Annotated in this window: 28 protein-coding genes; 14 read left to right on the top strand and 14 right to left on the bottom strand. The window is 51.9% G+C overall.

What is annotated here, in order from left to right:
* The first annotated feature begins 188 nt into the window (after nt 1–188).
* Complete coding sequence (locus tag K7P01_RS07440; RefSeq protein WP_267291417.1) at nt 189–641, top strand: hypothetical protein; 453 nt, start codon at nt 189–191, stop codon at nt 639–641.
* Nucleotides 642–643: 2 nt separating this feature from the next.
* Here the strand turns inward: K7P01_RS07440 and K7P01_RS07435 are convergent, their stop codons facing one another.
* The 6 genes from K7P01_RS07435 to K7P01_RS07410 form a co-directional block, all read right to left on the bottom strand.
* Nucleotides 644–1,192 carry a cob(I)yrinic acid a,c-diamide adenosyltransferase gene (locus K7P01_RS07435; protein ID WP_267291415.1) on the bottom strand — a complete coding sequence of 183 codons (549 nt, stop codon included), beginning with the start codon at nt 1,190–1,192 and terminating at the stop codon, nt 644–646.
* Entirely contained in the window at nt 1,189–1,905 is a 717-nt protein-coding gene (locus K7P01_RS07430; protein ID WP_317987605.1) for an ABC transporter ATP-binding protein, read from the bottom strand. The genes K7P01_RS07435 and K7P01_RS07430 overlap by 4 nt, the downstream gene beginning before the upstream one ends.
* Before the next feature lie 47 nt (nt 1,906–1,952).
* Entirely contained in the window at nt 1,953–2,819 is an 867-nt protein-coding gene (locus tag K7P01_RS07425) for an alpha/beta hydrolase (RefSeq protein ID WP_267291413.1), read from the bottom strand.
* Between the two features lie 78 nt (nt 2,820–2,897).
* Nucleotides 2,898–3,671, bottom strand: coding sequence for an NRDE family protein (locus K7P01_RS07420; RefSeq protein ID WP_267291411.1), 774 nt, complete (start codon nt 3,669–3,671; stop codon nt 2,898–2,900).
* Nucleotides 3,672–3,685: 14 nt separating this feature from the next.
* Nucleotides 3,686–5,101: a serine hydrolase domain-containing protein gene (locus tag K7P01_RS07415; RefSeq protein ID WP_267291409.1), complete on the bottom strand. Its 1,416-nt coding sequence runs from the start codon at nt 5,099–5,101 to the stop codon at nt 3,686–3,688.
* Nucleotides 5,102–5,235: 134 nt separating this feature from the next.
* Nucleotides 5,236–5,832, bottom strand: coding sequence for a ribonuclease HII (locus tag K7P01_RS07410; RefSeq protein WP_267291407.1), 597 nt, complete (start codon nt 5,830–5,832; stop codon nt 5,236–5,238).
* A gap of 68 nt (nt 5,833–5,900) precedes the next feature.
* Here K7P01_RS07410 and K7P01_RS07405 point away from each other — a divergent pair, with 68 nt between their 5' ends.
* The 11 genes from K7P01_RS07405 (at nt 5,901) to K7P01_RS07355 (ending at nt 18,525) form a co-directional block, all read left to right on the top strand.
* A complete protein-coding gene (locus K7P01_RS07405; RefSeq protein WP_267291405.1) occupies nt 5,901–6,458 on the top strand; it encodes an NUDIX domain-containing protein in 558 nt (185 codons plus the stop codon).
* Nucleotides 6,455–7,783, top strand: coding sequence for an MATE family efflux transporter (locus tag K7P01_RS07400; RefSeq protein WP_267291403.1), 1,329 nt, complete (start codon nt 6,455–6,457; stop codon nt 7,781–7,783). Before K7P01_RS07405 ends, K7P01_RS07400 begins: the two co-directional genes overlap by 4 nt.
* A 45-nt stretch (nt 7,784–7,828) precedes the next feature.
* Nucleotides 7,829–8,377, top strand: a complete 549-nt coding sequence (locus tag K7P01_RS07395; RefSeq protein WP_267291401.1) for an acyl-CoA thioesterase — start codon at nt 7,829–7,831, stop codon at nt 8,375–8,377.
* Between the two features lie 23 nt (nt 8,378–8,400).
* The gene (locus K7P01_RS07390) at nt 8,401–9,192 is read left to right on the top strand and encodes a lysophospholipid acyltransferase family protein (RefSeq protein ID WP_267291399.1); all 792 of its coding nucleotides are present in this window, start codon (nt 8,401–8,403) and stop codon (nt 9,190–9,192) included.
* Nucleotides 9,164–9,451, top strand: coding sequence for an Asp-tRNA(Asn)/Glu-tRNA(Gln) amidotransferase subunit GatC (gatC, locus tag K7P01_RS07385; RefSeq protein ID WP_254086164.1), 288 nt, complete (start codon nt 9,164–9,166; stop codon nt 9,449–9,451). Before K7P01_RS07390 ends, gatC begins: the two co-directional genes overlap by 29 nt.
* 9 nt (nt 9,452–9,460) lie before the next feature.
* The gene (locus K7P01_RS07380) at nt 9,461–12,400 is read left to right on the top strand and encodes a hypothetical protein (RefSeq protein ID WP_267291396.1); all 2,940 of its coding nucleotides are present in this window, start codon (nt 9,461–9,463) and stop codon (nt 12,398–12,400) included.
* A 231-nt stretch (nt 12,401–12,631) separates the two neighbouring features.
* Nucleotides 12,632–13,144 (top strand): sigma-70 family RNA polymerase sigma factor, encoded by a 513-nt coding sequence (locus K7P01_RS07375; protein WP_267291394.1) that lies wholly within the window; start codon nt 12,632–12,634, stop codon nt 13,142–13,144.
* Between the two features lie 5 nt (nt 13,145–13,149).
* On the top strand, nt 13,150–13,998 hold the full coding sequence (locus K7P01_RS07370) for a FecR family protein (RefSeq protein WP_267291392.1): 849 nt from the start codon (nt 13,150–13,152) through the stop codon (nt 13,996–13,998).
* A complete protein-coding gene (locus K7P01_RS07365; protein ID WP_267291390.1) occupies nt 13,982–16,531 on the top strand; it encodes a TonB-dependent receptor in 2,550 nt (849 codons plus the stop codon). The genes K7P01_RS07370 and K7P01_RS07365 overlap by 17 nt, the downstream gene beginning before the upstream one ends.
* Before the next feature lie 15 nt (nt 16,532–16,546).
* The gene (locus K7P01_RS07360; RefSeq protein ID WP_267291388.1) at nt 16,547–17,440 is read left to right on the top strand and encodes a DUF4249 domain-containing protein; all 894 of its coding nucleotides are present in this window, start codon (nt 16,547–16,549) and stop codon (nt 17,438–17,440) included.
* A gap of 20 nt (nt 17,441–17,460) precedes the next feature.
* Entirely contained in the window at nt 17,461–18,525 is a 1,065-nt protein-coding gene (locus tag K7P01_RS07355) for a serine hydrolase domain-containing protein (RefSeq protein ID WP_267291386.1), read from the top strand.
* Nucleotides 18,526–18,543: 18 nt separating this feature from the next.
* On the opposite strand, the gene K7P01_RS07350 is transcribed toward K7P01_RS07355, so the two are convergent.
* From K7P01_RS07350 to K7P01_RS07335, 4 genes are all read right to left on the bottom strand, one after another.
* Nucleotides 18,544–19,161: a hypothetical protein gene (locus K7P01_RS07350; RefSeq protein ID WP_267291384.1), complete on the bottom strand. Its 618-nt coding sequence runs from the start codon at nt 19,159–19,161 to the stop codon at nt 18,544–18,546.
* 1 nt (nt 19,162) lies between these two features.
* A complete protein-coding gene (locus K7P01_RS07345; RefSeq protein WP_267291382.1) occupies nt 19,163–19,657 on the bottom strand; it encodes an RNA polymerase sigma factor in 495 nt (164 codons plus the stop codon).
* A gap of 127 nt (nt 19,658–19,784) precedes the next feature.
* Entirely contained in the window at nt 19,785–20,336 is a 552-nt protein-coding gene (locus K7P01_RS07340) for a cupin domain-containing protein (protein WP_267291380.1), read from the bottom strand.
* An 8-nt stretch (nt 20,337–20,344) separates the two neighbouring features.
* On the bottom strand, nt 20,345–21,220 hold the full coding sequence (locus K7P01_RS07335) for a cytochrome c (protein ID WP_267291378.1): 876 nt from the start codon (nt 21,218–21,220) through the stop codon (nt 20,345–20,347).
* 233 nt (nt 21,221–21,453) lie between these two features.
* Between K7P01_RS07335 and K7P01_RS07330 the strand changes: the two genes are divergently transcribed.
* Complete coding sequence (locus K7P01_RS07330) at nt 21,454–22,431, top strand: helix-turn-helix transcriptional regulator (RefSeq protein WP_267291376.1); 978 nt, start codon at nt 21,454–21,456, stop codon at nt 22,429–22,431.
* A gap of 3 nt (nt 22,432–22,434) precedes the next feature.
* Here the strand turns inward: K7P01_RS07330 and paaC are convergent, their stop codons facing one another.
* The gene (gene paaC / locus K7P01_RS07325) at nt 22,435–23,184 is read right to left on the bottom strand and encodes a 1,2-phenylacetyl-CoA epoxidase subunit PaaC (protein ID WP_267291374.1); all 750 of its coding nucleotides are present in this window, start codon (nt 23,182–23,184) and stop codon (nt 22,435–22,437) included.
* 14 nt (nt 23,185–23,198) lie between these two features.
* Complete coding sequence (locus tag K7P01_RS07320; RefSeq protein ID WP_267291372.1) at nt 23,199–23,792, bottom strand: phenylacetic acid degradation b; 594 nt, start codon at nt 23,790–23,792, stop codon at nt 23,199–23,201.
* A 53-nt stretch (nt 23,793–23,845) separates the two neighbouring features.
* Here K7P01_RS07320 and K7P01_RS07315 point away from each other — a divergent pair, with 53 nt between their 5' ends.
* The gene (locus K7P01_RS07315; protein WP_267291370.1) at nt 23,846–24,091 is read left to right on the top strand and encodes a hypothetical protein; all 246 of its coding nucleotides are present in this window, start codon (nt 23,846–23,848) and stop codon (nt 24,089–24,091) included.
* Here the strand turns inward: K7P01_RS07315 and paaA are convergent.
* Both paaA and K7P01_RS07305 read right to left on the bottom strand, forming a co-directional pair.
* Nucleotides 24,088–25,074, bottom strand: a complete 987-nt coding sequence (paaA, locus tag K7P01_RS07310; RefSeq protein ID WP_267291368.1) for a 1,2-phenylacetyl-CoA epoxidase subunit PaaA — start codon at nt 25,072–25,074, stop codon at nt 24,088–24,090. The two genes, K7P01_RS07315 and paaA, sit on opposite strands and share 4 nt — an antisense overlap.
* Nucleotides 25,075–25,163: 89 nt before the next feature.
* Complete coding sequence (locus K7P01_RS07305; RefSeq protein ID WP_254086148.1) at nt 25,164–25,754, bottom strand: TetR/AcrR family transcriptional regulator; 591 nt, start codon at nt 25,752–25,754, stop codon at nt 25,164–25,166.
* Nucleotides 25,755–25,791 lie beyond the last annotated feature (37 nt).

Below are 25,791 nucleotides of genomic sequence, written 5' to 3'. Positions count from 1 at the left end.
CTGTCCCGTCGATGGGGGTACCGGGCCAACCTTGTTTACAGGTATATAGGGCTGGGTTATACGTGTATTGTGTTGCTTGATCCAAGGCTTGTAAAATAGCAATTGTAGAGGTAAACATAACATTTCCCCAAAAATGATTTGGGATTTGCGTTTCTTTGTCCCTTACCATTACCCCACACTATACCGGCATGGACCTTTTTTTAATGATTGTTCTGGCCCTCAATACCGTTTGGTTTGCTATTGCGTTTTGGTTTTTCAGCATCCGGCCGCAGCGTGCAGCGCGGCTGTTGGTGCCCTGGCGAGACCGGTATGAAGCTTCTTTTGCGGTGTTAATTCACTCCCTGCGGTTTCTCGGCGGCATGAATCTGGCGCTGGCGTTGTATTCGCTGTTATTAGTGCTGCATCCCGAGCTGTGGGATGTTCCCCTGCAGGTGGTGATACCGCTGATGATCTTTGGTGTGGCGCACGGCAGCCAGTTTTATTTTAACCTGCAGCTGGCCATTCGTCAGGCGCGGGGGGAACGCTACCTGTGGCCGGTATGGAAGGGGCCCATGTTGGGGATCTTTCTGATTGACGCCATCCTCAGCGTGCTGAACTTTACGTGCGGTATATTGCTGTTTCCGCCGTCTATTCCGCATTGATCTTACATGCGGGGTTTCCAGGGTGTTTCGGGCGCGTTCAGGTTCTGCGTCATCTGACGTGACAATACGAAGAGATAGTCCGAAAGCCTGTTCAGGTACTTTATTACTTCCGAAGGTACACCTTCTGTGTGGTGCAAACTGATGGCCAGGCGCTCGGCGCGACGGCATACCGTACGGGCCAGGTGGCAAAACGAAACGGCCTGATGCCCACCGGGCAGTACAAAAAAACGCAGTGGCGGAAGTCCCGCCTCCATCGTGTCGATTTCTTTTTCCAGTTGCTGTGTGTCAGCTTCCGACAGTGCGGGGATCTTTACTTTGGTGTTGCCGGGCTCGGTGGCCAGAATGGAGCCGATGGTAAAAAGGCGGTCTTGTATTTCGACGAGTGTGGCGTGGCGTGGCTGGTTTACTTCCTGGTCGCGGACGAGGCCGATCCACGAATTCAGCTCGTCGATGGTGCCATAGGTATCAATGCGGAGGTCGTCTTTGGAAACGCGCTTTCCACCGAACAGGGCGGTAGTGCCCTGGTCGCCCGTTTTGGTATAGATTTTCATGCGTGGGCGACGGCCGGCCGGCGGTTGATGGCATCGTTCTTTTTATCCCATTCAATGAGCCCGTCGCGCAGGCGTATGATGCGGTGGGCATAGTGGGCAATGTCGTCTTCGTGTGTTACCATGATGATGGTGTTGCCCTGGTCGTGTAGCTCCTGGAACAGGTCCATGATGTCGTACGACGTTTTGGTATCGAGGTTACCCGTGGGCTCGTCGGCGAGAATGATAGACGGGTTGTTGACAAGGGCCCGGGCGATGGCGACGCGCTGACGCTGACCGCCGGAGAGCTCATTAGGTTTGTGATGGTAGCGGTCGGCCAGGTTTACGCTTTCGAGGGTGGCCATGGCGCGTTCTTCGCGTTCGGCTTTGCCATAGCCCGCATAGATCAGCGGCAGGGCCACGTTTTCCAGTGCCGACGCGCGCGGCAGCAGGTTGAAGGTTTGAAACACAAAGCCGATCTCTTTATTGCGAACCTCGGCCAGCTGGTTTTCGGTCATTTCGCTTACCAGGTGGTTGTTGAGGCGATAGGTGCCGCTGGAGGGGGTATCGAGACATCCCACAATGTTCATCAGGGTTGACTTCCCGGAACCAGATGGCCCCATAAACGCCACATATTCGCCTTTGTCGATGGAAATGGTCACATCCTGTAGAGCGTTTACGATGTTACTGCCCATTTTATACATCCTGGACAGGTGGCTGGTTTCAATGATCTTCATGCTGGATATTAGTTGACGATTTAACGGCAGAATTACAAGTCATATTTTTAGTGAGACGACGGAGTGGTGATAAAAGTTTCACAGGCATGGATCACTTCGTTGTCTTTTAGAATGCGGGTGTGGCCGAGGCCCTCCGTGCGCAACAGTTTGGCCGACGGGTATTCCCGTATGAGCGCCTCCGCATGTGCCAGCGATACCTCCCGGTCGTTGGCGTCATGCACCAACATCAGCGACAGCGGTGTAGGCAGGTGGCGGATAAAATGCAGTGCGGTGAATTCGTCGAAGGGCTTGCCATAGGCACGCAGCACATATTCCTTAAAGAAAGTACCGGTAGCAGGCGAGCCCTGGATGGCGCGCAGATACGTGTTGATGATCTCGTCGCCGATGGTGGGGCTGGAGATGTTAATAAGCTTTTTGATGGGCAACCCGTGCATGGCGGCCATCAGCACCGCACCGCCGCCAAAGGAGTGGGCGATGACGGTGTCAGGTACGCCTTTCAACGCAACGATCTTTTGAAGCGTTTCCTCAAATTCGACGATGTGGGTTTTTGATCCTTGAGAGCGGCCGTGTGCGGGCCCGTCAAAGCCAATGACGCAATACCCTTTGGCCAGCAAGGGTTTTACAAAACGCCGGAATTGTGTGGCGCGGCCGGACCACCCGTGCACCAGCAACACATACGGACTATTCGCCGGTCCCCAGGCATATGCCTGAATACGTTTGTGAGCGGCTTCAAACGAGAATGGCTGCGCAAACGACTCGGCCTTCTTTTCTTTTTCCGGCAAGGGATACCGCACGGGCTGGAAGAACAATCGCACAAAGTAGCGGTGGGCAAGGCCGGGCGCAATTTTCTCAACACGCGGGTATGCCCAACGCACAAATTTCAACAGGGCCGGGGTCTTATCCTTTTTTTTCATCTATTGACATTGCAAAGTGGTAACTGCCCGGCAGTTAGCGGCATTAATGTACGCAGGATATGGTTACAAAATTGTAAATTATTCCCTCGGATCGATCGTAAATGTAAAATCGTTTTGCCGGTAGGCGAACGTCCTCAGGTCATATACACGTTCGGTATATCGCACGTGGTTGTGGTGGTCGACTAATACCACCGTCGAGCACCGGGTGCCATAACTACCGGTCTTGATGAACATCGATGACAGGGCTTCCTCGCGGTCGAGCGTAAGGCCTGTATCGGGCAATGCGTCTTTCGGCGCGCGGTGTTCGTCATAGAGTGCCGTGAACAGCTCGTCGGGGTGGAGGGTCTGCTGGAGCAATAAAGACTTGATCTTTTCTTTGCCGCGTACGACTTTTGGCCACGGTGTTTCCAGTAGGTGGTTGCTGAGGCCGTAGAATCCCGGAGGCAATTTGTCCACGCCTTCTTTATAGTTTGAGTAATACCAAAGCTGATCGGGGTGGCCCATCACCAGATTAAAGCCATTATACCGTTTGCCGTTCTGCGCGATGTGTTGCAGGTAGGCGTCGGGTGATTCGGTGCCGATGAGGTAGTCGGACACCAATGCGCCACGCGTGGGCGCTTGCGGGTCGATGTGCAGCGGGTCGCGGTAGTTGGTCAGCAGACTGATGCGCCCGCTGCGTGTCATGCCCATCCACGTGCCACCCCCCTCCAGGTCGCGGCCGCCGACAAGCGTGGGATGATCTGCCCAGAAGTGGGCGTCTTCCGTTTTGCGTTGATAGAACTCGTCGCGGTTGGTGGCGACAACAAGTTTATAGGTTGGGTGGATGCCCACCGCAAAGAATGCCAGACACATGGTGCAAAGATAGCTTACTTGAGCCGATACCGGTAATTGCTATTCCACCACAGCTTTTGGATCCGTCCGTCTTTATCGCGTTCAAAATATAATTCCTCGCCCAGCTCGCCGTCGTCGCGAATGCGGCGGAATGTATTGTCCTGTGTACGTTTCCATAAGATCAGCGATTGCTTCGGATTATCTGACGGCAGGAACATGGTGGCAAGCTTATCACCCCAGGTCGATACCGCAACCTCCGAGCCCCACGGCTGGCCGCCGTAAAGTCCGCAGAACGGCACCAACGTAGTATCCACTTTGTCGGTGGGTTTGTCTTCGCATGCTTTGGTCAGCATGGCACGCATACCTTCAAAGTATTTATTCGGATCGGTGCCGATGGCATTGATCAATACAATAAACGCAAGCTTGTCTTGCGGACTGAGGATGATGAGACTTTGGTAGCCTGGACAATAACCGCTGTGGCTTACAAAGGTTTTGTTGTCGGTGTGGGTGATCTTGAAACCAAGACCCCAGCTTGTTTTCCAATTGGGATCCATGTATTGCACCTGCTGCATTTCCTTGAGGGTGGAAGCGCGCAATATCTCGGTGCCGTCATTTTTTTCCAACAGCCGGAACTGCCACGACGCAAAGCGTGCCAGGTCTTCTACGGTAGAAGTATACCCCGCCGCAGGCGTAATGCCTTTGGTGTCAAACCGCGGTATCGGCCGGCGCTCCCCCTTGCGGCTTAATTCACTATAACCACTCGCGATCTTTTCTGTTTCCCCTGTAGGAAATGTTGTATGTGTATGAAGCAACTTGAGCGGCCGCAGAATATGTTCTTCCACGTATTGTGTATACGACATACCACTTACCTGTTCAACAATATAGCCCAGCAACGAAATGCCGAGGTTACTATATTGAAAATATGTCGACGCCGGATAAAGTGTTTGCTGTTGTTTTATCTTCTCGACGATCTGTTCTTTCGAAGGAAAGTTGTTTTCGGTCCAATACGGAAAATCAATCTCGCGGGGTAAGCCTGAAGAGTGGGTAAGCAAGGTGCGTACGGTGATGGGCGCGCTGCCGGGATGTGCTTGTTTAATGGAGAACCACGGCAGGAGCGACGCCACTTCGTCATCGAGGCGCAGCTTGCCGGCGTCGCGCAATTGCAACACCGCCACAGAGGTAAACAACTTGGAAATAGAACAGATGCTATAAAGTGTATTGGGGTCGGCAGGGGTCTTTTTGGCTATATCCGCTTTGCCATAGCCTTTGCTCCAAAGCAGCTCCTGATCTTTTACAATGCCTACTGAAATGCCGGGCAGCCTGTCGTAATCGGTCTGCGCATCAAACCAAAAGTCAAGTAGTTTGATGGCTTCGGCATACGCCGGTGGAACCGTTTGTGCGTGTGTGTGCACAGCGGGAAGCATCAGCAGTATCAGTAAAATTCTTTTCATGACGAGGGTTGTTGGCATTCAATATAGAAGTATCCGGGTGGGCAGAGAAATTGTTTTCAGGATGAAAGGTTGATCAAGGGCCTCCACGGTTCAGACTGGTCCTCACCGGAAAGTGGTGACCGGCGCGGATGGCCTTAAAACAACTCGAGCTGCTCGGGAAGAAGTGTAAAGGATTTGCGGTGGTAGGGTGTGATGCCCTGCGCGCGAATGCCATTGCGATGTGCATCGGTGGGATAGCCGGCATTGGTCTCCCAGCTATAACCGGGATAGTGCGCAGCCAGGGATGTCATGAGGTCGTCGCGATAAGTTTTAGCCAGAATCGAGGCCGCCGCGATGGCCAAATATTTGCCGTCGCCTTTAATAATGCATTCGTGACGGATGTCCAGGTACGGCACAAACCGGTTGCCGTCAATGAGCAGTAACGTAGGCGTAACCGTGAGCCGTGCGATGGCGTGGTGCATGGCTTTGAACGACGCATTCAGAATGTTGATGGTGTCGATTTCTTCGTTGCTGATTTCTGCGACAGCCCACGCCAGAGCATCGCGTTGCACATCGATGCGCAATAGTTCGCGTTCGGCTTTGCTAAGCTGTTTGGAATCGTTTAGCAGCGGATGTTTGTATTTTTTTGGGAGCACGACGGCGGCCGCCACGACCGGCCCTGCCAGGCAGCCGCGTCCGGCTTCATCGCAGCCAGCTTCAATATGGTCGTCGGAAAAGGAGGCAAGTAACATGAGCGGGGTAAAAATAAGGAAAGTCGGGCGCAGAAAAAATGTGATATATTGCCGGCTACGAGTTTTTTATGGCAGAGAAGCGTGCAAACCCCTGGACAACGTTGTCGGGCGCAGAAAAATATGACAACCCGTGGATTAACGTAACCGAGTACCAGGTCATAAACCCCGGCGGTGGTCGCGGCATTTATGGCAAGGTACATTTTAAGAATATTGCCATTGGCGTTGTGGCGTTGGACGCCGAGGGTTACACGTGGCTGGTTGGACAGTTCCGTTACACGCTGGAAGAATTTCATTGGGAGATTCCCGAAGGGGGCGCTCCAGCCGGTGAAGACCCGCTCGTCGCCGCGCAACGCGAGCTACGGGAAGAAACGGGGCTCATCGCCCGCAAGTGGTCGTTGTTGGTGAAAGTACACACGTCGAATTCCGTGACCGACGAAGGAGGATTTATTTTCCTGGCCGAAGAGCTGGAGACCGGTCCCCGGGCATTGGAAGAAAGTGAAGCCGATTTGCAAGTGCGCCGGTTGCCGCTAAAAGAAGCTGTTGATATGGTTATGCGCAGTGAGATAACCGACAGTATGAGCATGGTCGGTCTGCTGGCACTGGCCCGCACAAAGGGACTGGCATGACCTTACGCACGCATTTCCGGGAAAACCTTATCCTGGCGTTGCCAGTGATGCTGAGTAACCTCGGGCACGTACTCATGGGCGTAACCGACACCATGATGGTCGGTCACCTGGGCGCAGCGTCACTTGCCGCCGCCGGACTCGCGCTGGTTGTCTTTAACGTCTTTATGTTGTTTGGCATTGGCGTGTCGTTTGCCATGACGCCACTCGTAGCCGCCGCGCACGGTGCCGGCGACAAGACTACCATCGTGGCGGTACTGCGACACGGCCTGGTGGTGAATGTGCTGAATGCGCTCGTACTGGTGGGCGTGGTGTCCATTGGTAAAAATGTCTTGTATTATATGGGGCAATCCAATGTCGTAGTAGCGCAAGCGTTGCCTTTCCTCGACATTGTGGCCTGGTCGCTGGTGCCCATCATGATTTTCCAGACTTTCAAACAATTTGCGGAAGGCATGTCCAACACACGTGTGGCCCTCATCGTCATGGTGGCGGCCAACGCGCTGAATGTGTTGCTCAATTATGTTTTTATTTATGGGCACTTCGGTATGCCGGCGCTGGGCCTTACCGGTGCGGCGTGGGCTACGTTCACGTCGCGGGCATTTATGGCGTTGGCCATGGCGGCACTGGTATATGCGCTGCCTTTCTTTCGCAGCTTTCGCGCCGGCTTTGGCACAGGCGGGTATTCACAGCCGCTATTCCGCCGGCTGCTGGGCATTGGCATACCCAGCGGTGTGCAGTTTATTTTCGAGGCGGCTGCGTTTGACTTTTCGCTGGTCATGATGGGGTGGTTCGGTGCCCGTGTGCAAGCCGCACACCAAATCGCCCTCAACCTGGCATCGCTCAGCTATATGACTACTGCCGGATTGGGCGCCGCGGCCACCGTGCGCGTGGGCTATTACCTCGGGCGCCGGGACGGCATCAATATGCGCCGGGCGACGTACACGCTGATTGCCATGGCGATGGCGTTTATGAGTATCTGCGCGGTGATCTTTGTGGTGTTCCACGAGGTCCTGCCCACCTGGTATGTACACGACGCCGACGTCGTGCCACTGGCGGCTACGTTGCTGATCATCGCGGGCGTATTTCAACTTTCCGATGGCATGCAAGTCGTGTGCGCTTCGGCATTGCGGGGTTTGCAAGATGTAAAGATCCCGTCGCTGTTTATCTTCCTGTCGTACTGGGCCATCGGGTTACCGTTAGGGTACTGGCTGGGCTTTCGCGCCGGCGTCGGACCGGTCGGCATCTGGTGGGGGCTGGTGGTAGGCCTTACGCTCACCGCGACGGCCCTGTTCATCCGGCTGCGTTGGGCAATGCGCCGTATACCATAAGAATTTAATAACTTCATTGCTATACTTACCGAATCATTTGTGACTATGACAGGCAAAGCTGTACGGGTTTCTCAAACTACGATTACCGAACTGATGATCCCCGCGTACGCCAACTTTGGCGGCAAGATTCACGGCGGAATTTTACTTTCACTCATGGACAAGGCGGCCTACGCCTGCGCCAGCCGCCACGCGGGCACGTATTGTGTGACCGTTACCGTCGACAAGGTGGAGTTCTTACAACCCGTAGAGGTAGGCGAGCTTGTATCCCTGCACGCGTCGGTAAACTATGTGGGCAACTCGTCGATGATCGTGGGTATACGCGTAGAATCGCAGAATGTCAAACAGGGTACGGTCAAGCATACCAACTCGTCGTACTTCACCATGGTGGCCAAAGGTGACAACGACAAGCCCGTAACGGTACCACCGCTGATCCTGGAGGATGGCGAACAGGTGCGTCGGTTTATCGAGGCGATGCGCATGAAAGAGATCCGCCAGAAGATGAAAGAGGAAATGGACGATGCCAAGTCCACCGTCGACCTCAGTCAGGCGACAGAGATGCTGCGGACGGAGCGATGTATCATTCAAATGGCCTGAATGTGTTATCTTCGTAAGTACGTATGAAAGTAGTCCGGTGGGCACATACCGTATATGGTGTACTGATTTTTTCAGTGCTGTTCGCGCTCGTTTGCCCATTGCTGGCAATTCCGATATTATTTCCCCGTACGTTCCGGCTGGTGGGTGTCTTTAACCGCTGGTGGGCGCGGCTGATGTTTCTTTTTATTGGCATGCCCTACCGGGTGGTGTACCGGCAGCCACTGGACCCGAAACGCCAGTATGTTTTCTGTCCCAACCATTTTTCGTACATCGACATTCCCGCCATGGGCCTCAACCACCTGAATGCAATTTTTGTGGGCAAGAGTGGTATTACCAAAATACCCGTGTTTGGCTACATGTACGAGCGCCTGCACATCACGGTAGACCGCCAGAGCATGCGCAGCCGGTATACCTCCGTAAAACGGTCGCTGGAGGCAATAGACGAAGGTAAAAGCTTGGTAATCTTTCCGGAAGGCGGGATTATCACGCTCAAGGAGCCTGTTCTGGCGCGTTTTAAGGATGGCGCGTTCCGGGTGGCCATCGAGAAACAAATTCCCATCGTGCCTGTCACGATTCCATACAATTGGATAATTTTGCCGCCGGATCAATTCCTGCTGCGGTGGCATCCGCTGCACGTGATCTTTCACGAGCCGATCGAAACAACCGGTCTGACGGTAGAAGACATCGGCACGCTTCGTGAACGAACATTTGCCGTTATTGCCGCCGAATTGCGACAGCAGCTACAGGGAAAGACCACGGCTCAGCAGCCCACAAACGTTCACAACTATGAAGATCGACCGCGCACTATTGGATAAAATCGCTCACCTGTCCCGTCTCGAATTTGATGAGAAAGACGCTGCCAAGATGATGCAGGATATGACGGCCATCGTTGACTGGGTAGAGAAACTGAAAGAAGTCGATACGGAAGGCGTCGAACCGCTCACCACCATGAGCCATGAGATTAACGTATTGCGCGAGGACGAAGTAAAAGAACACCTCAGCCACGAGCGTGCCTTGCGCAACGCACCCAAGAAAGACTCCGATTACTTCCGCGTACCGAAGGTACTGGAATAACCCCGCTACATGCAATCCCGCTTTTTCTGGAAACTATGGCCCCAGGGCGAACGTCGCTTCTGGTATGGAGCCGCCTTGCTTTTCTTTGCCTCGCTGATCTTTTTGTGGTTCTCCTACTTTCAGGGCCTGGACGGCATACTGACGTGGGACAATGTACAAGAGCAAAAGGTCGTCGAGACTAATGTCCATATTTTCCGCCTGGGACCGTTTCAACTGCAGGTGCCCGCCGAGAGCTACGTTGTCTTTGACTACTTCAACGGCAGCGTGCTGACCCCTAACACGACGGCGTCGTACATTTTCCTGGCCGTGCTGGCCATGGGCCTGACTGTGTTGATCACCGTTATCAGTACAATGGAACGTTTCTGGTTCCTGGTGGCCATGGGTATTTTTATTTTACTGCTGGTCGCGCTGCGACTGGAAGTACTGGGACTAGTGGGGCAGTATAATCGCATCCCCATCGTTGTTGTGCTGATAGTATATACCGTGCCGGCATTTTACTTTGCACGGTTTGCTGCCCATGTCTCGCCAGGCCTGCGATTGCTGGTGTTTGCCACCATCACGGCAGTACTGGGTGGTTTGGTTGCTATGCTGTCGTCGGTGGAGCAACCGTTTCATCACCTGGCGGTAACGGCCTATGCACCCGCGCTGGTGCTGTCGGTGTTATTTATTATACTCGTAGCCCACGAAATCTTTGCAGGGTTCCTGTTCATCACCAGCCGCGGCTCTTCCAAAAGCCTGCGCCATTTCTGTATCATCAGCCTGATCTATTTTGCCAACCTGGTCATCACGTGTATGTACCGGTTGGAGCTGATCGATTGGAATTTTGTATACATCAACCTGTACCTGCTATTGACCGTGTCGGCGGTGCTGGGGATCTGGGGCTTTCGCCACCGCGAGCCGATCTATGCGGGCATCATCGCGTTCCGGCCTGCCGGTGCGTATTTCTATCTCGCGCTGGGCGCGATCTGTTTTGCTACCGTGGGTCAGCTGCTGGGCAATACCAACGGCCCGGCACTGGAGATCGTATGCGATGCAATCATTTTTAGCCACACTGCGTATGGGGTCATTTTTGTGACCTATATCTTCTCGAACTTTATTCTGATGATGGCCCGCAGCATGCAGGTGTACAAGGTACTGTACATGCCTAACCGCATGCCGTATTTCACCTACCGGCTGGCCGGAACCATCGCCATGCTCGGATTTGTCTTTGTGTCCGACTGGCATGCGTATATATACAATGGCATGGCGGGTTTTTACAATGCCACGGGTGACTTGTACGCACAGCTGGGCAACGAGCAGTATGCCCAGTCGTTTTACGAGCAGTCCAGCCACTATGCTCCGTACAGCAACCGTGCCCACTATGCGCTGGGCACAATGAAGGCAGCACAGCTGGACTTTGAAGGCGCGCAGCAGCACTACGCTGCTGCCAATCTGGTGAATCCCACGCCGTACTCGCTGGCAAATGCCGCCAACTTGCTTTCGTGGCAAGGCGATACATTTGGGGCCATTGAGTCCTTACGGCTCGCACGCCGGCAGCTTCCCAACTCCGGACCGATCTTAAACAACCTGGGGCGTGCGTATACCGCCACACACAACATCGATTCGTCGCTGGTATACCTGAGCCGGGCGAAAGAAAAAACCGTGTCCAAAGATGCCGCGGAGACCAACTTCTTTGCCCTGGTCGCTGCCGAGCGCATTCCATTCTTTAAAACCGATTCTACGCTTAGCGCGTTTGGTGCCGGGGCGCCCAGCACGCTGGCCAATGCGCTGGCGCTCGCATCACTCTACCGCGACACCCTGCGGCAAGACATTCGCCCCCTGGCGAATACGATGCTGAATCTTCAAACGGCGACGCTGTTGAATAACTATATATTATACCACGTGCGGTCGCTGGACACTACGTTCCTGAACGACGCCTATCGCCTCGCGGCCGATTCGGTAAATGCTTCGTATAGTGAAGCGTTAAAGGCAACACTGTCGTATGGGTTTTACCACCAGGGCAATGTGGCGCGGGCGCTGCAGTTGTTGGCCGAGCAGGTTTACCTCAGCCAGGCTCATCAGGGCAAGTTTAACTACATTATGGGCCTGTGGGCACTGGATCAAGGCGACCCGGAGCGTGCTTCCAGCTATTTTACGTATGCCGATACCTACGATTACAAGGACGCCAAGTTTTACAATGCCATTGCATTGACCGAAGCGCGCAGTCCCGAAGCGTTAGCCGCGTGGTACGTGGTGTCAACCGGCCCGGACGAGAACCAGCGCGCCATTGCCGCCAGCATCCAGAAGATCCTGATGTTGCCGGTACAATACGCCCTGGAACTAAACGACGCTGAGAAGTACCAGTTCTGCCGGTACCGCTTAGACCTGCCAGACTCCGCCCTGTTCGACAGGCTGGCCAATACGTTTGAGAATGCAAACTATAAGGCGCAAGCCCTGTTGGACAGGAGCCGCCGTTATTACCAGGCGGAGGAATTTATACCCGCTATAAAACTCTTTCAACGCATTGCCGGATTGGAGCTGACCGACGCACTGTTATATGACGACGTGCAGCATTTTGAGCTTCGCATGCTCGCCGCCCGCCGCGAGCTGCGTGCGCTGGCCGGCCAGATCAATAAAGGCGTTACGTTCGACTACCGACGCCCGCTGGAAAAGATATTCTATACTGCGCTGCTAAGCGAATCAAACGGCGACACTACCAAGGCACGCCAGCACTATGCCGTACTGGCCCGGTATAACCCGTACTATGAGGAGGGGATTCTGGCGGCAGCGGATTATTACCGTCGCCATAATCCGAAGGATACGCGCCCCTATACCATTCTGTCGGAAGCGATCCAGGTGAATACAAACTCGTACCGGTTGTTGAAGGCGTACGCCGAGGAAGCGTGGCGGCAGGGGCTTGATGAATATGCTGCCAATGCGGAGGAGCGGTTGCGGGCAATCCGGCGGTGAGACCTGGTATTCCGAAATACAAGTTAAGATTTTAGAGGGAATTTAGGCCTGTGCTGCAAAGCACAGGCCTTTTCGTTGGTGTGGTCGTCGTGTTAAATATCATTGATTCACCACTTTTTGGGCTTCAGTTCATCACAAATAGGCAATTTTGGTGAGTTTGAGCGTAATCGAAATTTTTTCGACAAAAAGAGTAGGGAGAAGCGATCTTCATGGGTCTTATGTCTGAATTGTATGGAAAGAATAGCAGATTTCAGGAGATTGTTTGAGTGTCATTTTATCCCTTTGGTAAAATATTCTTATACCATTACCAAAGATAAGGAGCAGTCAAAAGACATTGTCCAAAATTTCTTTGCAGATATATGGAAGGAAAGGATTGGTCATATCGATTCATTTGAAGTCTTTGCATTTCATGCGATAAAAAACAAATCGATTACTTATTTACGAGATACCAAGAAATTTGTGAGAGCCGTGCCGGAAATCCCCGTTAACCAGAATGATCCCATACATGATCAGCATTTCCCCAAGTATTTATTAGAATCTGCTATCCTTGGTTTACCGGATAAATGCCGGGAAGTATTTATACTCAGTAAGCAAGATGGTCTCACGTATGATGAAATAGCGGAAACGCTTAACGTTTCGGTAAAAACGGTTGAGAAACATATCAGTGCCGGCTTGCAAAAGCTCAAGGAAAAACTGGCTCCTCATAAAGTGTTGTTTTTAGAATCTCTGAACAAAAACTCCTAACGGTTATGGCTGAAGATAAGGACGATATCGACTTTGAAAGAAAAATACTTGAAATGGAAATGCCGCTGAAAAAATTCATTTCCGAGGAGGAGAAAGAAACATCCTGGAAAGAAATACTCCTGACGGTGGATGGCGATACTCGTAAAAAACGCATCAGGCAAAACGTTTACTGGTTGGCGGCAGCATCCGTGTTGATCATCATGGGGATAGTAGCGTGGCTGAACACCAATAGCGGGTTTAGGACGAGTGATCATGAAAAACTTGCTATAGGTTTAACGGACGGATCATCCGTAACATTAAATTACACGAGCCGGTTGGAAGTAGCAGATGATTTTGGTGGAAAAAACAGGCGCGTGTCGCTGCAAGGAGAAGCATTCTTCAATATACAAAAGGACGAAGGGAAGCCTTTTATCATAACCCTGCGACACCATGAGGTGATCGTCGTGGGCACTTCCTTCAATGTGCGCTATAGAGACGAGCTTGCTGAAATTACAGTGCGTTCCGGAAATGTGCAGCTTCACGCGAATAACAAATTTCTGACTTTAGCGGCCGGGGAAAAAGGGACTATTTCTCCAACCGGCGGGCTGTCACGGGTAGAATGGAATGCCAATGACTTTGCATGGTATTCAAAGACGTTGATCTTAAGAATGAAATCGCTTAAAGAAGTTGCTGAGATACTTTCGAAGCTCTTTACTAAAAAGGTGGAGGTTTCCCCCGCTATCGCCTCCATGACCCTGACTGCAGAAATTCAATACGAAACAATCGATGATATTCTCGTGATCATCGAGGAAACGTTTGACGTTGAATGGAAACGCGACGCAAATAAAATATACATCTATGGTAAGGGCGACTAGATATTTATTTTTTGTTTCCTTCTCGGTCGTAACGTCGTTCGTGTATTCGCAAAGTAAAGAGGTAAGAATAGAGCGTTTCAGTGACCTGATCTCTTATCTCGAAACACATACGCAATTTAAATTCTCTTATTCGGGGAGACTGGTCAATATTGCACTAACGGTACGTGAAAATGTCAACCTAAGCGACCCGATGCAACTGGAAAAGCTTCTTGCCCAGTATGGAATTGAGGTCGTACGCAGAGGTGATCTATTGATCTTTAGAAAGCGTAGTAACACAACGAAAAATGTAAGCGGATTTGTGCGTGATGCCGAGTCCGGAGAAAGCCTGGTGGGTGCTAATGTCGTGGACGTTACGAGCGGTAAAGGTGTTGCTACCAATACGTTTGGTTTTTTTAGTCTGGACACATCAGGTGATTCGATTGCTGTCAGTTTTGTTGGATATGCCTATCAGAAACTGGCTGTAAGTCAGGCAGAGGACGGATTTGTAATTACGCTTTCCAGGGAAAACAATATATTGACTGAAGTGCTCATATCCGGAGCGGATGCCCGCGAGCTGGCTGAAATGAGTACCGTTAGACTCTCGCCAGATCAGGTTAAGAAGCTGCCCGTATTCATGGGAGAGACAGACATGTTGAAAACATTGCAGCTGCTGCCGGGTGTGCAGGCCGGCACAGAAGGTACTGCAGGCTTCCACGTGCGTGGCGGCGGTCCGGATCAAAACCTGATCCTGCTGGATGGAGTACCTGTTTACAATGCAAATCATCTTTTTGGATTTTTCTCTGTCTTCAATGCAGATGCTATTAATAGCGTAGAGTTAATTAAAGGCGGCTTCCCCGCCAGGTACGGAGGCCGTCTCTCGTCAATCGTGGACATTCAGATGAAGGAAGGGAATCTTCACGAATTGGAAGGCGAAGGTGCGATCGGACTGGTAGCTTCGAAGATCACGGTGAGCGGCCCCATCAACAAAGGAAAAACTTCGTTCATGCTGTCAGCCAGGCGGACGTACATCGATGCCTTTGCTGTTCCACTCGCGAAACTATCAGGCAGCGACAGGGTTGTTGGTGGCAGTTTCTGGGATGTAAATGCAAAAGTGAATCACATCATGTCACCTAAGGACAGGGTCTACGCAAGCTTTTATTCGGGACGGGACAAGTTATATGATGAATACAGTTACGATAACGAAGGGGTGAAGGAGGATGAGCATGCGGAAATACAGTGGGGAAACATAACATCGGCCTTACGGTGGAACCATCAATACACCGATCGGCTTTTTAGCAACCTGACGGCTACCTATACCCGGTATCAGTTTGAGCTTGGTACGAGGGTCAACTACCAATACGCGGACGATCTGAATACGCCTGATATTTACAGGGACAACGAATACTACTCAAACATCCGTGATGTCGGGTTGAAGATGGATTTCGACTATTTTCTGAATAACGATCACCTGATAAAATTCGGAGCCAATCTTGTTCATCACGCCTTGCGACCCGGTGTCTCAAACTTCCGGTCTCATATCCAGGCGGATACAACGTTCGGGTCTACAAAAATTGGCCTCGATGAGATGTATGTATATGCTGAGGACGAAGTGTCGCTGTCGAATGCTACACGGGCAAATATCGGCGTTCACTATTCTGCCGCACGTGCGGGGTCAAAGACCTATACTTCCTGGCAACCCCGTGTAACACTCAGCCAGAGGCTCGGCTCCGCGCTTTCGGTAAAAGCGTCTTACTCCCGGATGGCGCAATACATTCATCTCCTCGTGAATTCAGGAATAGGGCTGCCCACTGACCTGTGGGTGCCTTCTACGGAGCGGGTTAAGCCTCAGTTGTCAGACCAGGTAGCGTTAGGATTGTCATCCGGTTACAGGTACATCGAAATCTCTGTGGAAGGGTATTACAAGTGGATGAACAATCTGATCGAATATAAGGATGGCGCGGGCTTTCTGGATATCGATAGTAGATGGGAGAATAAGGTTGAGTTCGGATCGGGTAAAAGTTATGGTGCGGAGTTTTTTGTTCAAAAGAAATCCGGGCGTTTTACCGGGTGGCTTTCGTATACATGGTCTAAGTCCATCAGAGAATTTGATAATCTGAATTTTGGGAAGCCCTTTCCTTATCGCTATGACAGAAGGCATAATGTGTCTGTTGTATACAATGTTGCCGTGAATAGTAGAATAGACATTGGCGCAGTGTGGGTGTACAGCACCGGCAATGCCGTTACGCTGCCAACCTCCACGTACCCGAAGGCTATCTGGGATTCGAATCAGGCAGGTTATGAAGATTATATAAAACATTATCCTGGTCGGAACTCGTCGAGGATGAAAGATTATCATAGACTCGATCTCAGTATCAGCTTTAAGAAAGCAACACGCTGGGGCGAAAGAAAGTGGGTAGTTGGTTTGTATAATTCGTACAATCGACTCAACCCGATCTATATTGAACTTAATGATGAGAATCGGTTGAATAAGAAATTCCGGCAACTTTCGATTTTTCCTTTAATTCCAAATGTTAGTTACCAGTTTAAATTCTAGAAAATGCGTAGCCTGATGTTTTTACTTCTTGTCATTTTGCTTTCATGCGAAACGACGGTTGATCCCCGGCTCCCCGATAACGGGTCTGGACTCGTAATATACTCCTTCTTTCGGCCAGGAAGCCCGTTAAAAATCGATGTCTTCAATACCATCCCGGTGCTGCAGACAGAAACGATTCAGCGAAATAGGGACCTTGCAATACGAATTCTGAAGAACGGTGAGTTTGTTGAGGAAATTACAGCCGATCAGCAAGGAGCCTACAGGAGCAATACCATACCCGTAGAACAGAATAGTTATAGTTTTGAAACAACGAAGGGCGAGCAAAGCTTTTCAGCCACAAGTCGCATTCCGGAGCCTGTGAGCATATCCAGTGCCCGCATGTCAGAAACGATTCAATACGTCAACTCCGGCGAATATGGATATCCTGCGGAGATATCGCTGGCCGATCCACACGAAACGGCAAACTTCTATTCGCTTGAGATTCTCGTACAGAACTGCAGCAGTGGCTGCACCGATGACGACCTTCAGGGAAGCCTGAATGAGGTGTTGGTGGAAGAACTCAAAGTGAACACAAGCGGTAATACGGATGTTGATATTGTTGGCGGCCCGCAGCAGATCGATGGATTAAAATACATTTACTTCAGCGATGAAGGGTTTAATGGAGAATTGGTTACACTGAAGTTTTTCATAATACCTATGCTGATCGATCTGAAAAAAGATCAGAATATAAAATTTGTGTTAAAGTCCATTGCCCGGGAGTATTACGAGTATTTACGAACATCCGATTTTCAACACGAGCTGGAAGAAGAGGGCAACTTGTCGGAGCCTGTCCAGATCGCCACGAACATCGAGAACGGTCTTGGTACTTTTGCCGGCTATAGTTTCTCCGTTTACACATTGAAACATTAGTATAACGAACATAGTTGAAGATGAAAAAACTGATTATTCTGGCTTTCGGTATCTGTGCCATGAGCTGCCGGGACGACGAACCCCGCTCGCTTCGTCAGAAGCTCGAGGATCAAATGGAGCATTACGAGCAACAAGGTTTTTCGGGAAGTATACTGGTAGCGCATAAAGGTGATCTGTTGTTGCGTGATGGATATGGCTTTTCTGATAAGGAGAAGCAAATTGCCAATACTCCCGAAACCATTTTCGATTTCGGATCGCTCACGAAGCAATTTACGGGTGCTGCCATAGTGAAAGCCGAAACACTCGGGCTTCTAACGGTAGAGCAGAAGCTGTCAGATTTTTTTACAAACGTCCCGGAAGGTAAAGCCAATATCACGCTACATCAGCTGCTGACGCATTCCGCGGGTTTTGAAGATTTCCTGGGAGACGACTACGATCTCATCGGTAGAAATGAATTTCTGGATCTGGCGTTAGCGTCTAAACTAAAATTCGCGCCAGGGTCCGGCTATTCTTATTCGAATGTGGGCTACAGCCTGCTGGGAATCGTCCTCGAAGATGTTAGCGGGCAAACATATGAATCGTTCTTGAGAGCTCATTTATTTAACCAGGCAGGCCTGGAGGCAACCGGGTACATCCTGCTCAAGAATAATTCTTTCCAGGACCAACTAGCAGTGGGTTACCGGAACGGGGACCTTGATGGAAAACCCACCGAAAAGCCCTGGATGAACGATGGGCCTGGCTGGCATCTGAGGGCAAATGGAGGCATCCTCACGACAGTGGAAGAAATGTATCATTGGATAAGAGCACTAAACGAAAAGAAGGTCCTGGATGAAAGCGCATTAACGAAGTATCTGACTCCATACGTGAAGGAAGATGAAGGATCAGGCTATTATAGCTATGGATGGGTCGTCGACAGCGGCACATTGGGCCAGCTATACTGGCACGATGGGGGTAACGGAATCTTTTCAGCGGTAACGTGTAGCTTTCCCGAAACTGAAACTATTATTATCATTGCCTCGAACGATTCCACGATCGATGCTTCTGATCTCGTCGAAGATCTGATTGCTATTATTGGCGCACCCTGAACGGCCGCCCTGTCTTGCTTATTTCTCTTGCAGATCGTGTAGCAGGCCTTTTAGTTTTTCGAGGTGGTTGCCGTATAGTTTTTTGAGGTACCAGTTGGCCAGCCACGTGCTGCAAAAGAAAAAGACGCCTGCCAGGATGGCCAGGTATACCAACGTGCGGGGTTGTACCAGCAGCTCAATGAATTTATCCATGCCGCGTTCCAGGGCGCCAAACAGCAATCCCAGGCCGAAGTACATCGGATACAAGATCGTATAGCTGCTTTTATATACTTTTAGATAGCTCGACAGGTTGTCGGTGAGGCGTTCGAGTGTTTCACGCAGGTTTTCGGTAGCCGGGTTGAAACGGTTGAGCATGGTGATCTTTTTGATGTAGTAGATCGTGTATACCGTAAAGACAGCCAGGATGGCTACCGATGTCCACTTCAGTGCGCCGCTTGACAGCGTGAGGGCGTATGACAGCAATACGACGCCCGTTACCAGCGTGACGATCAGCTCAAACCATACGCTGCGTTTAAGCTTGTCGACGATGGAGCGGCTACTTCCCGTGAGCATGCGCGCAATTTCCGCTTCGTTCTTCGGTTGGAAGGACGCGTCGTTGTGGCGCCATAGACTTTTTAGTTCATCCAGTTCTTCCATGTTACGGGAGCATAAATTTTCGGAGTTTTTCGCGGATGCGGTTCATGCGTACCCGCACGTTGTTTTGGGTGATGCCGATGGTTTCTGCGATCTCATCGTAGGGTATTTCTTCCAGGGCCATCATAATCATGGCGCGCTCTATCTCTGAGAGCTGCCGGATGGCCCATTGCAGCTTTTGAAAGTCTTCTTCACGGTCGTCGCCAGTCCAGGCGTCGGAGATGTTCATATGTACCTCCTGCATGGTCTCGGTGCGGGGCAAACGCGTTTGCTTGCGGAAGCCGGAGATGGCAGTGTTCAGGGCGATGCGATACATCCAGGTGGTGATCTTGGCTTCGCCGCGGAACGACGGGAACGACCGCCAGAGCTGCAACACAATTTCCTGGAACAGGTCATTGCGAACCTCAGGGTCGTGCTCATACATAAAACAAATCTTATGAATGAGCCCCTGGTGCTGGTTGATCAGGTCGATGAATTTTTTTTCGTCGTCGCTTGCCAAGGGTGTTCGGTCGTTGGGTAAAGATAACACACCGGAGGCAAAAAAAAGAACCCGCTCCGGGGCCAGGCGTAGGGGCCCTTGGGAGCAGGTTCAACCGCTGTAAAACACGTCCTATCAGGCGGCTTACTCAGTCGAGGTAGTGTGTGTAAAAAGGGCGAAGGCCGCGCAGGCGGGCGATACTGCCTATTATTTTAAATACGATCCACTGTACGGCATAGGGTGGCTTTGTGAGCCGGAGCTCACGGGAGAAATGCCCGAGCATCAATGCAGTCTGGAGCAATGAAGGCATGCCGGTGGCATTGGTCTTTCCGTCGCGCGCCAGACCGGTGATGGTCTCCAGCATATACTCGGTTTGCATGGCCGGCAGTACTTTCCAGTTGACAATCGTTTCGATGGTTCCGGCATTCCACATGGCGTGTGGTACGTTCGCGGAAATGTGCAGACTGTCGCCTGCGCGCAATACTTTTTCGACGCCGTGTACCCGTACCGTAAGCTCACCGGCCTGTATTTGAAAATATTCTTGCTGCGCGGGGTGATAATGCGAAGGAGGCTCGTGTGACCCTGGTGCGTAGGTTGCTTCCATTTCCAGCAGGGTGCCGTTGGTATCGCGTCGCGTTTGCAAGAACGTTATGCTTTGGCCGGTCACCGGGTTATCAATGGTTTTGTACCGGAATGCCATAGACGTTCTTACAAGCTGTTGAGATACAGGTGCAAGGCTTTGAGCTCGAGATCTGTAAACTCCTTAGCCATCGTCCACGGCATTTCCGCCGGGTTCAGCGTATGGCCTTCGGGTGTTGTACCGCTGCGCAGTGTGGCGATGAACTGCTCGTCATTCCATTTACCCGGACGTCCGCTCGAGGAGATGTCCATCACCGGCGGGAACCCAGGCGCAATCGGATCCCCACCTTTCATATTTTCGCGGTGGCATCCCTGGCAGGAAGTCGACAGGTATTTACCATATGCCAGTGATACTTCCGCTTTTACTTCTTTTACCAGTGGGCGGTTGTGGTCGATCTTCTCGACCGGGAACAGGGAGAGCTTACCCAGATCGGTCAGCAGATAGCCGAGCGGTCCCAGGCTGCTGCTTTCTGGGAACTCACGGTCCACCGGCGCCACTTGTGCGCAGTAAGAAATAATAGCGCCCATGTCTTGCTCGGTCAGTAACGTAAATTCTTCCGAGGGCATAATGAGCAGTGGTTTGCCTTCGCGGTTTACACCGTGCTTTAAGGCGCGTATCCAGTCCGTCTTTGTATAACCGGATAAGCCGCCTTTGCCCTTGGTCAGGTTCACGGCAACGATGCGGCCGAGTGCGGGATCGTCTATAAAAACTTTGCCCCCCAGGTCGACACCGTGGCACTCGGTGCAACCTTTGGCTTTGGCCAGTCGTGCGCCATGCGCGAGAATGGCGGAGTCGGTCGAGATCGGTACTTGCTGCACGTCCAGGGTGTACTGTGCGTTACGGCGCCCTTCTACGCTGATATAGGCCTTTGTGAAAAAACCTGCGATGACAACAACGATGACGCCGAGGATGATGCCGGCAATCTTGATGATCTTGCGAAACATAATGTCTGTATGTGTTTTTTAATGGGTTGCAAGATATACGGGGCGAGGGGCTCGCTGTTGTACGACAGCGGGAGCGATCCCTCCGCGAAACGGAATATCCTGGTTAAATGCTTTTACAATGTTGCTATACAGGTTCTTACGGCTCCTACATAATGATGGAGTTTGCCCAACCTTGCCTGTGATGCTCCGTTATACGGAGCATTTCCTACGTTGACAGACTACACGAAACACCCATGATCACCGCACAACAGACCCTTTCGTATAATGATGTTCTTTCCTGCCTGCGCACAGCACCGCAGACGGATGAATTTGGTTTTATCCGTCGCGTCGCGAGCGACCATACATGGGGCCGCTGGGAAGAGCGTCTGCTGGTGGGCGATCATTACCGCCTGACCAACATTCAGGCGGACCTGACAAGCACCGTGGGTTTTCAATTTGAAGACGAGCACATGCTCCACAGCCTGAACGTCTGTGCCGCGCTGGACGGTAATATTGGGCTATACCTGCCGGGTAGCGGTTTCTCTACAGGCCTGCAAACACGCCGCCACCACGTCGTACATTCGTGTGAGACCGCCTATACCTTGACGATACCAGGCAAAGTAAACGTCTTACACCTCTCGATTGATCGCGCCTATTATACCGGCTTGCTCTGCGACCAGGAGCGTTGGATGGCCCAGCTGAAAGAACGGCTGCTAAAGAAAGAACAGGTGGTACAAGGCGACGCCGAGTTGAAACTGGAAATGTCGCAGGTGATCCAACATATTTGCAACAACCCGCTGCGTGGCACCCTGGGAAAACTAATGATCGAAGCGAAGATCCTGGAACTGGTGGCCTTGCAGCTGACACAATTCGCCGGCAGCGTTATGCGTAACACTCCGCGCACACCTACTTTGCGCCCCGCAGACCGCGACACGTTTTATGCGTTGCGCGAACATCTCGATATACACTTTGCCAGCGACCTGTCGCTACGCTCCCTTTCGCGTACGTTCGGACTGAATGAATTCAAATTGAAGAAGGGCTTTAAAGAGTTGTTTCAAACAACGGTCTTTGACCATATCCACACGCGCCGAATGGAGCATGCGCGGTACTTGCTGGCCGATCAGAAAATGTATGTACACCAGGTGGCCAACCTCGTAGGGTATAAAAATGCCAATCACTTCTCGACCGCTTTTAAACGCACGTTTGGCGTGAAGCCAACCAGTCTGGGGTAAGACCTACCACTCCGCTGCCGGGTCAATGCGAAACACCTCTGACATCTCATCCAGTAGGGAGGTCAGGTGCTCGGTGTGCTGACCTTGCCGGCCGCCCAGGCGCGGCGTTATACTTCCCCAGGCGGGAAGCGATAGCTGCGTGGGCCGAAGTACATCTTCCACTACTTCCTGCCAGCGTGTATACAGCGCTTGCTCGCCGGCAAAGATGCGTTGATCGATAAGCGCATCTTCGTAAGGCGAAGGTTCAAAGATTCCCAGGGCATAGGGGAGGGCAAATTCCAGCGACTGTTGCAGCCGTGTAATACTTTCTTCGGTGGCTGAGCCCAACTGGCGGATCCACGTGTTGGCGTGCAGGGTGTGGTACCGCAGCTCGCCACGGATCTTTCGCGCTAAGTCCGCCAGGGGGATATGCGAAGACTGTATGAGCATCTCGAAGCGCAGCGCTTCCGCCGTATCAAATAAGAAGTGGCGAACGAGGCTGAAGTCATATTCACCGTTCGGCAATTCGACCAACTGGCAATTACGAAACAACGACGCCTCGCGCATAAAGGCCACGGTATCGGGCGGCGGCTCACCCAGCGTGTTCAGCAGCTGATAGAGTGCATAGCTTTGGCCCACTTTGTCCTGGGCCATCGAGGAGAATGCAATGTCTTCTTCCAACAAAGGACCGAATCCGGTCCATTCTGAATTGCGGTGACCGATGATGAGCTGGTCGTCGGCGATCTTATACAGAAGTTCTTTCAGGGCAGTCATGGTATGCGGATGGGTTAGCGCGAGGCGTCGAGAAAACGTTGTAGTTTCTCACCACCTTTATAAGCGGCGGCATCGCGGAATTTTTTATCGGGCAAGGTTTGCCAGAAATCTTGCTCTTCTGAAGCGGTAAAGCGAATGGCGCGACGGTCAATTGCCCAGAAGGCATAGGGCATGGCCGTGCATTGCTGATGCGCGAGGGCAAGTGCTTGTTGCGGCGATGCGGCTTCGATCGCACCGGTCTGCACCGATTGTTTGCCACGTTTGGTGAGTTGAAATATCTCGAAGGTGGATGGCGTCATGGCTTTGCTGGCAGCGTCATCGGTGGGGAGCGCCTGCTCGTCGGGTGCGAAGACATGGACGTCGTGCGTGTCGGCAACAAAGAGTGATGAACACGTGAAGCGGCGGGTGAAAGCTTCTTTGGCAAGTACGTAGGCCATTTCAAGACCGGGTGCATGTACAGGGCCTTCATGGCGGAATGGTTTGCCGGGCGCCGGCTGCACAAAGACTTCAAAGGTGCTGAATTGATCCAACGGTTGCTTGGTTGGGTTGTCGGTTTGGGGAAGCCGACCGACGCGTGGGTCGAGTGATTTTATCGGGTCTGATTTCATGGCACTTTTCTGAAACTTTCAGTAACTTGAATACGTGTTTGTGAAACACAGCTATGAAATATCTGGACTTTCTTTGGGCGTTGGATATGATGTATCGGTATTATCCGAAATATCATTCGAATGAATTGCTGTTGCTGGCCGACGACATTCTGAAGTGGTTCAACAACGAGCTGCCCGAAGACAGTAGCACCCTGATATACCTCAAGAGCTGTTACAACTCTCCCTACGATGCCCTGATGGCGGTCTGGAAAGAGATCCTCCTCATCAGCGACACCTTTCTGCCCTTCCGACGAAATTAAGCAAGCGGCATGCTATATACCGCGCGTGGTGAGCGCAGTGCTTCGCGTACCCAGCGACCACGTGCTTCAGCTATTCGTCGTACGTCCAATCGCTCGCGGTTGCAAGGCCCATCGCCCTGAATCACGCGCTTAAATTCTTCCCAGTCCGGTTCGGTATAGTCCCACACACCCGTCTCGGGGTTCTTGGCCAGCATAGGGTCGGGTATGGTAAATCCGAGCTCGCGGATCTTCGGCACATACATGTCCAGAAACTGGTTGCGCATGGCGTCGTTGGTGGCCATTTTTACTTTCCACTTCATGAGAATGCGGGTATGATCGGAGATCTTATCGGCCGGACCAAAGAAATGCATCATGGGTGGCCACCAGCGATTCAGGGCCTCCTGGAACATGGCGCGCTGTTGTTGTGTGCCGGCCGCCAGGTAGATGACACAGTGGTGACCATATTTCAAGTGAAATGATTCCTCTGCACAGATGCGCTCCAGCGCCCGGCAGTAGGGGCCGTAGCTGCCTTTGGCATTGGCCAGCTGGTTCACAATGGCGCCCGCATCGACGAGCCATGAAATAAAGCAAGCGTCGGCCCAGGTGTAAGCCGGGTAATTAAAGATGTTCGAATACTTGGACTTGCCGCTGATCAGGTCGGTAATCATCTCCTCGCGGGTCTTGCCGAGGGTCTCGGCGGCGCTGTACAGCAACTGGGCATGGCCCACTTCATCCTGAACCTTGGCCATGAGCGACAGCTTGCGCTTAAAGCCGGGTGCACGCGTAATCCAGGTGCCTTCAGGCAGGGCGCCGATAATCTCGCTGTGCGCATGTTGTTCGATCATGCGTATCAGCTGGCGCCGGTACAAGGCCGGCATCCAGTCTGTAGGCTCGATCTTTTCACCGCGTTCAATACGGGCCTCAAAAGCCTGCAACCGCACGGGGTCTTCCGACGCCAGCGTGTCGGCACCGGCGCCATCAAAAGTGATTCCTCCTCCGTACATAAAGCTGTAATTTCTTACTATTTACAACTTTAAAACGATTGCGGCAAACGGTTGTTAGTGAAAGAAGGCCTTGCCTGCCGGCAGGCAGGTTAGTTCTTTTTGAGGCCGTTGATGAGCATGTCGGCTAGTTGATAGCCGAGTTGCGAAGGGTCGATGGCTGATCCCGGGTCGTACCACATGGGCATCCAGTTCAACGACGAGAACAGGGTCATGACTGCCAGCTTTTTGTCAATAGAGTCTTTGAACTCGCCCGTTTGCACACCTTGTTCAATTATGCTTTTGAAGCGATTAATGTAATTGATACGCATCAGCAAGAAGTCGCGCAGATACGGCTGGCTCAAGTGGCGGTGCTCGTTCATAAAGACAGCCGACGCCGTCAGGTCTTTGGCCATCACCTGAATGTGACCAATAATACCGTTGCGAAGCTTTTCGCTGGCAGATGCCTTTTGCTTTTCAACTTCGTCCAATGATTTCCTGAATTCAGATGCCATGTCGAAGCACAGGCTGCGCAGGATCTCTTCTTTTGATTTGATGTGTGAGTAGAGGCTGGCCGCTTCAATGCCCAGCAGCTGCGCGAGGTCGCGCATCGAGGCTGCGGCGTAGCCTTTATCTTTGAAAAGCTCGGCAGCTTTCCGAATCACTTGCTCTTTCCTGGATAAGTTTGTGGTAGCGTCACTCATGTCATGTCAAAGATATACAATATCAACTCTTAAAAGT

It is taken from the genome of Parachryseolinea silvisoli, from assembly GCF_021190955.1.
GTDB classification, from domain to species: Bacteria; Bacteroidota; Bacteroidia; order Cytophagales; family Cyclobacteriaceae; genus Ohtaekwangia; species Ohtaekwangia silvisoli.
The sequence above is the reverse complement of the archived record's forward strand: the minus strand, read 5'-3'. Positions and strand labels throughout refer to the sequence as shown.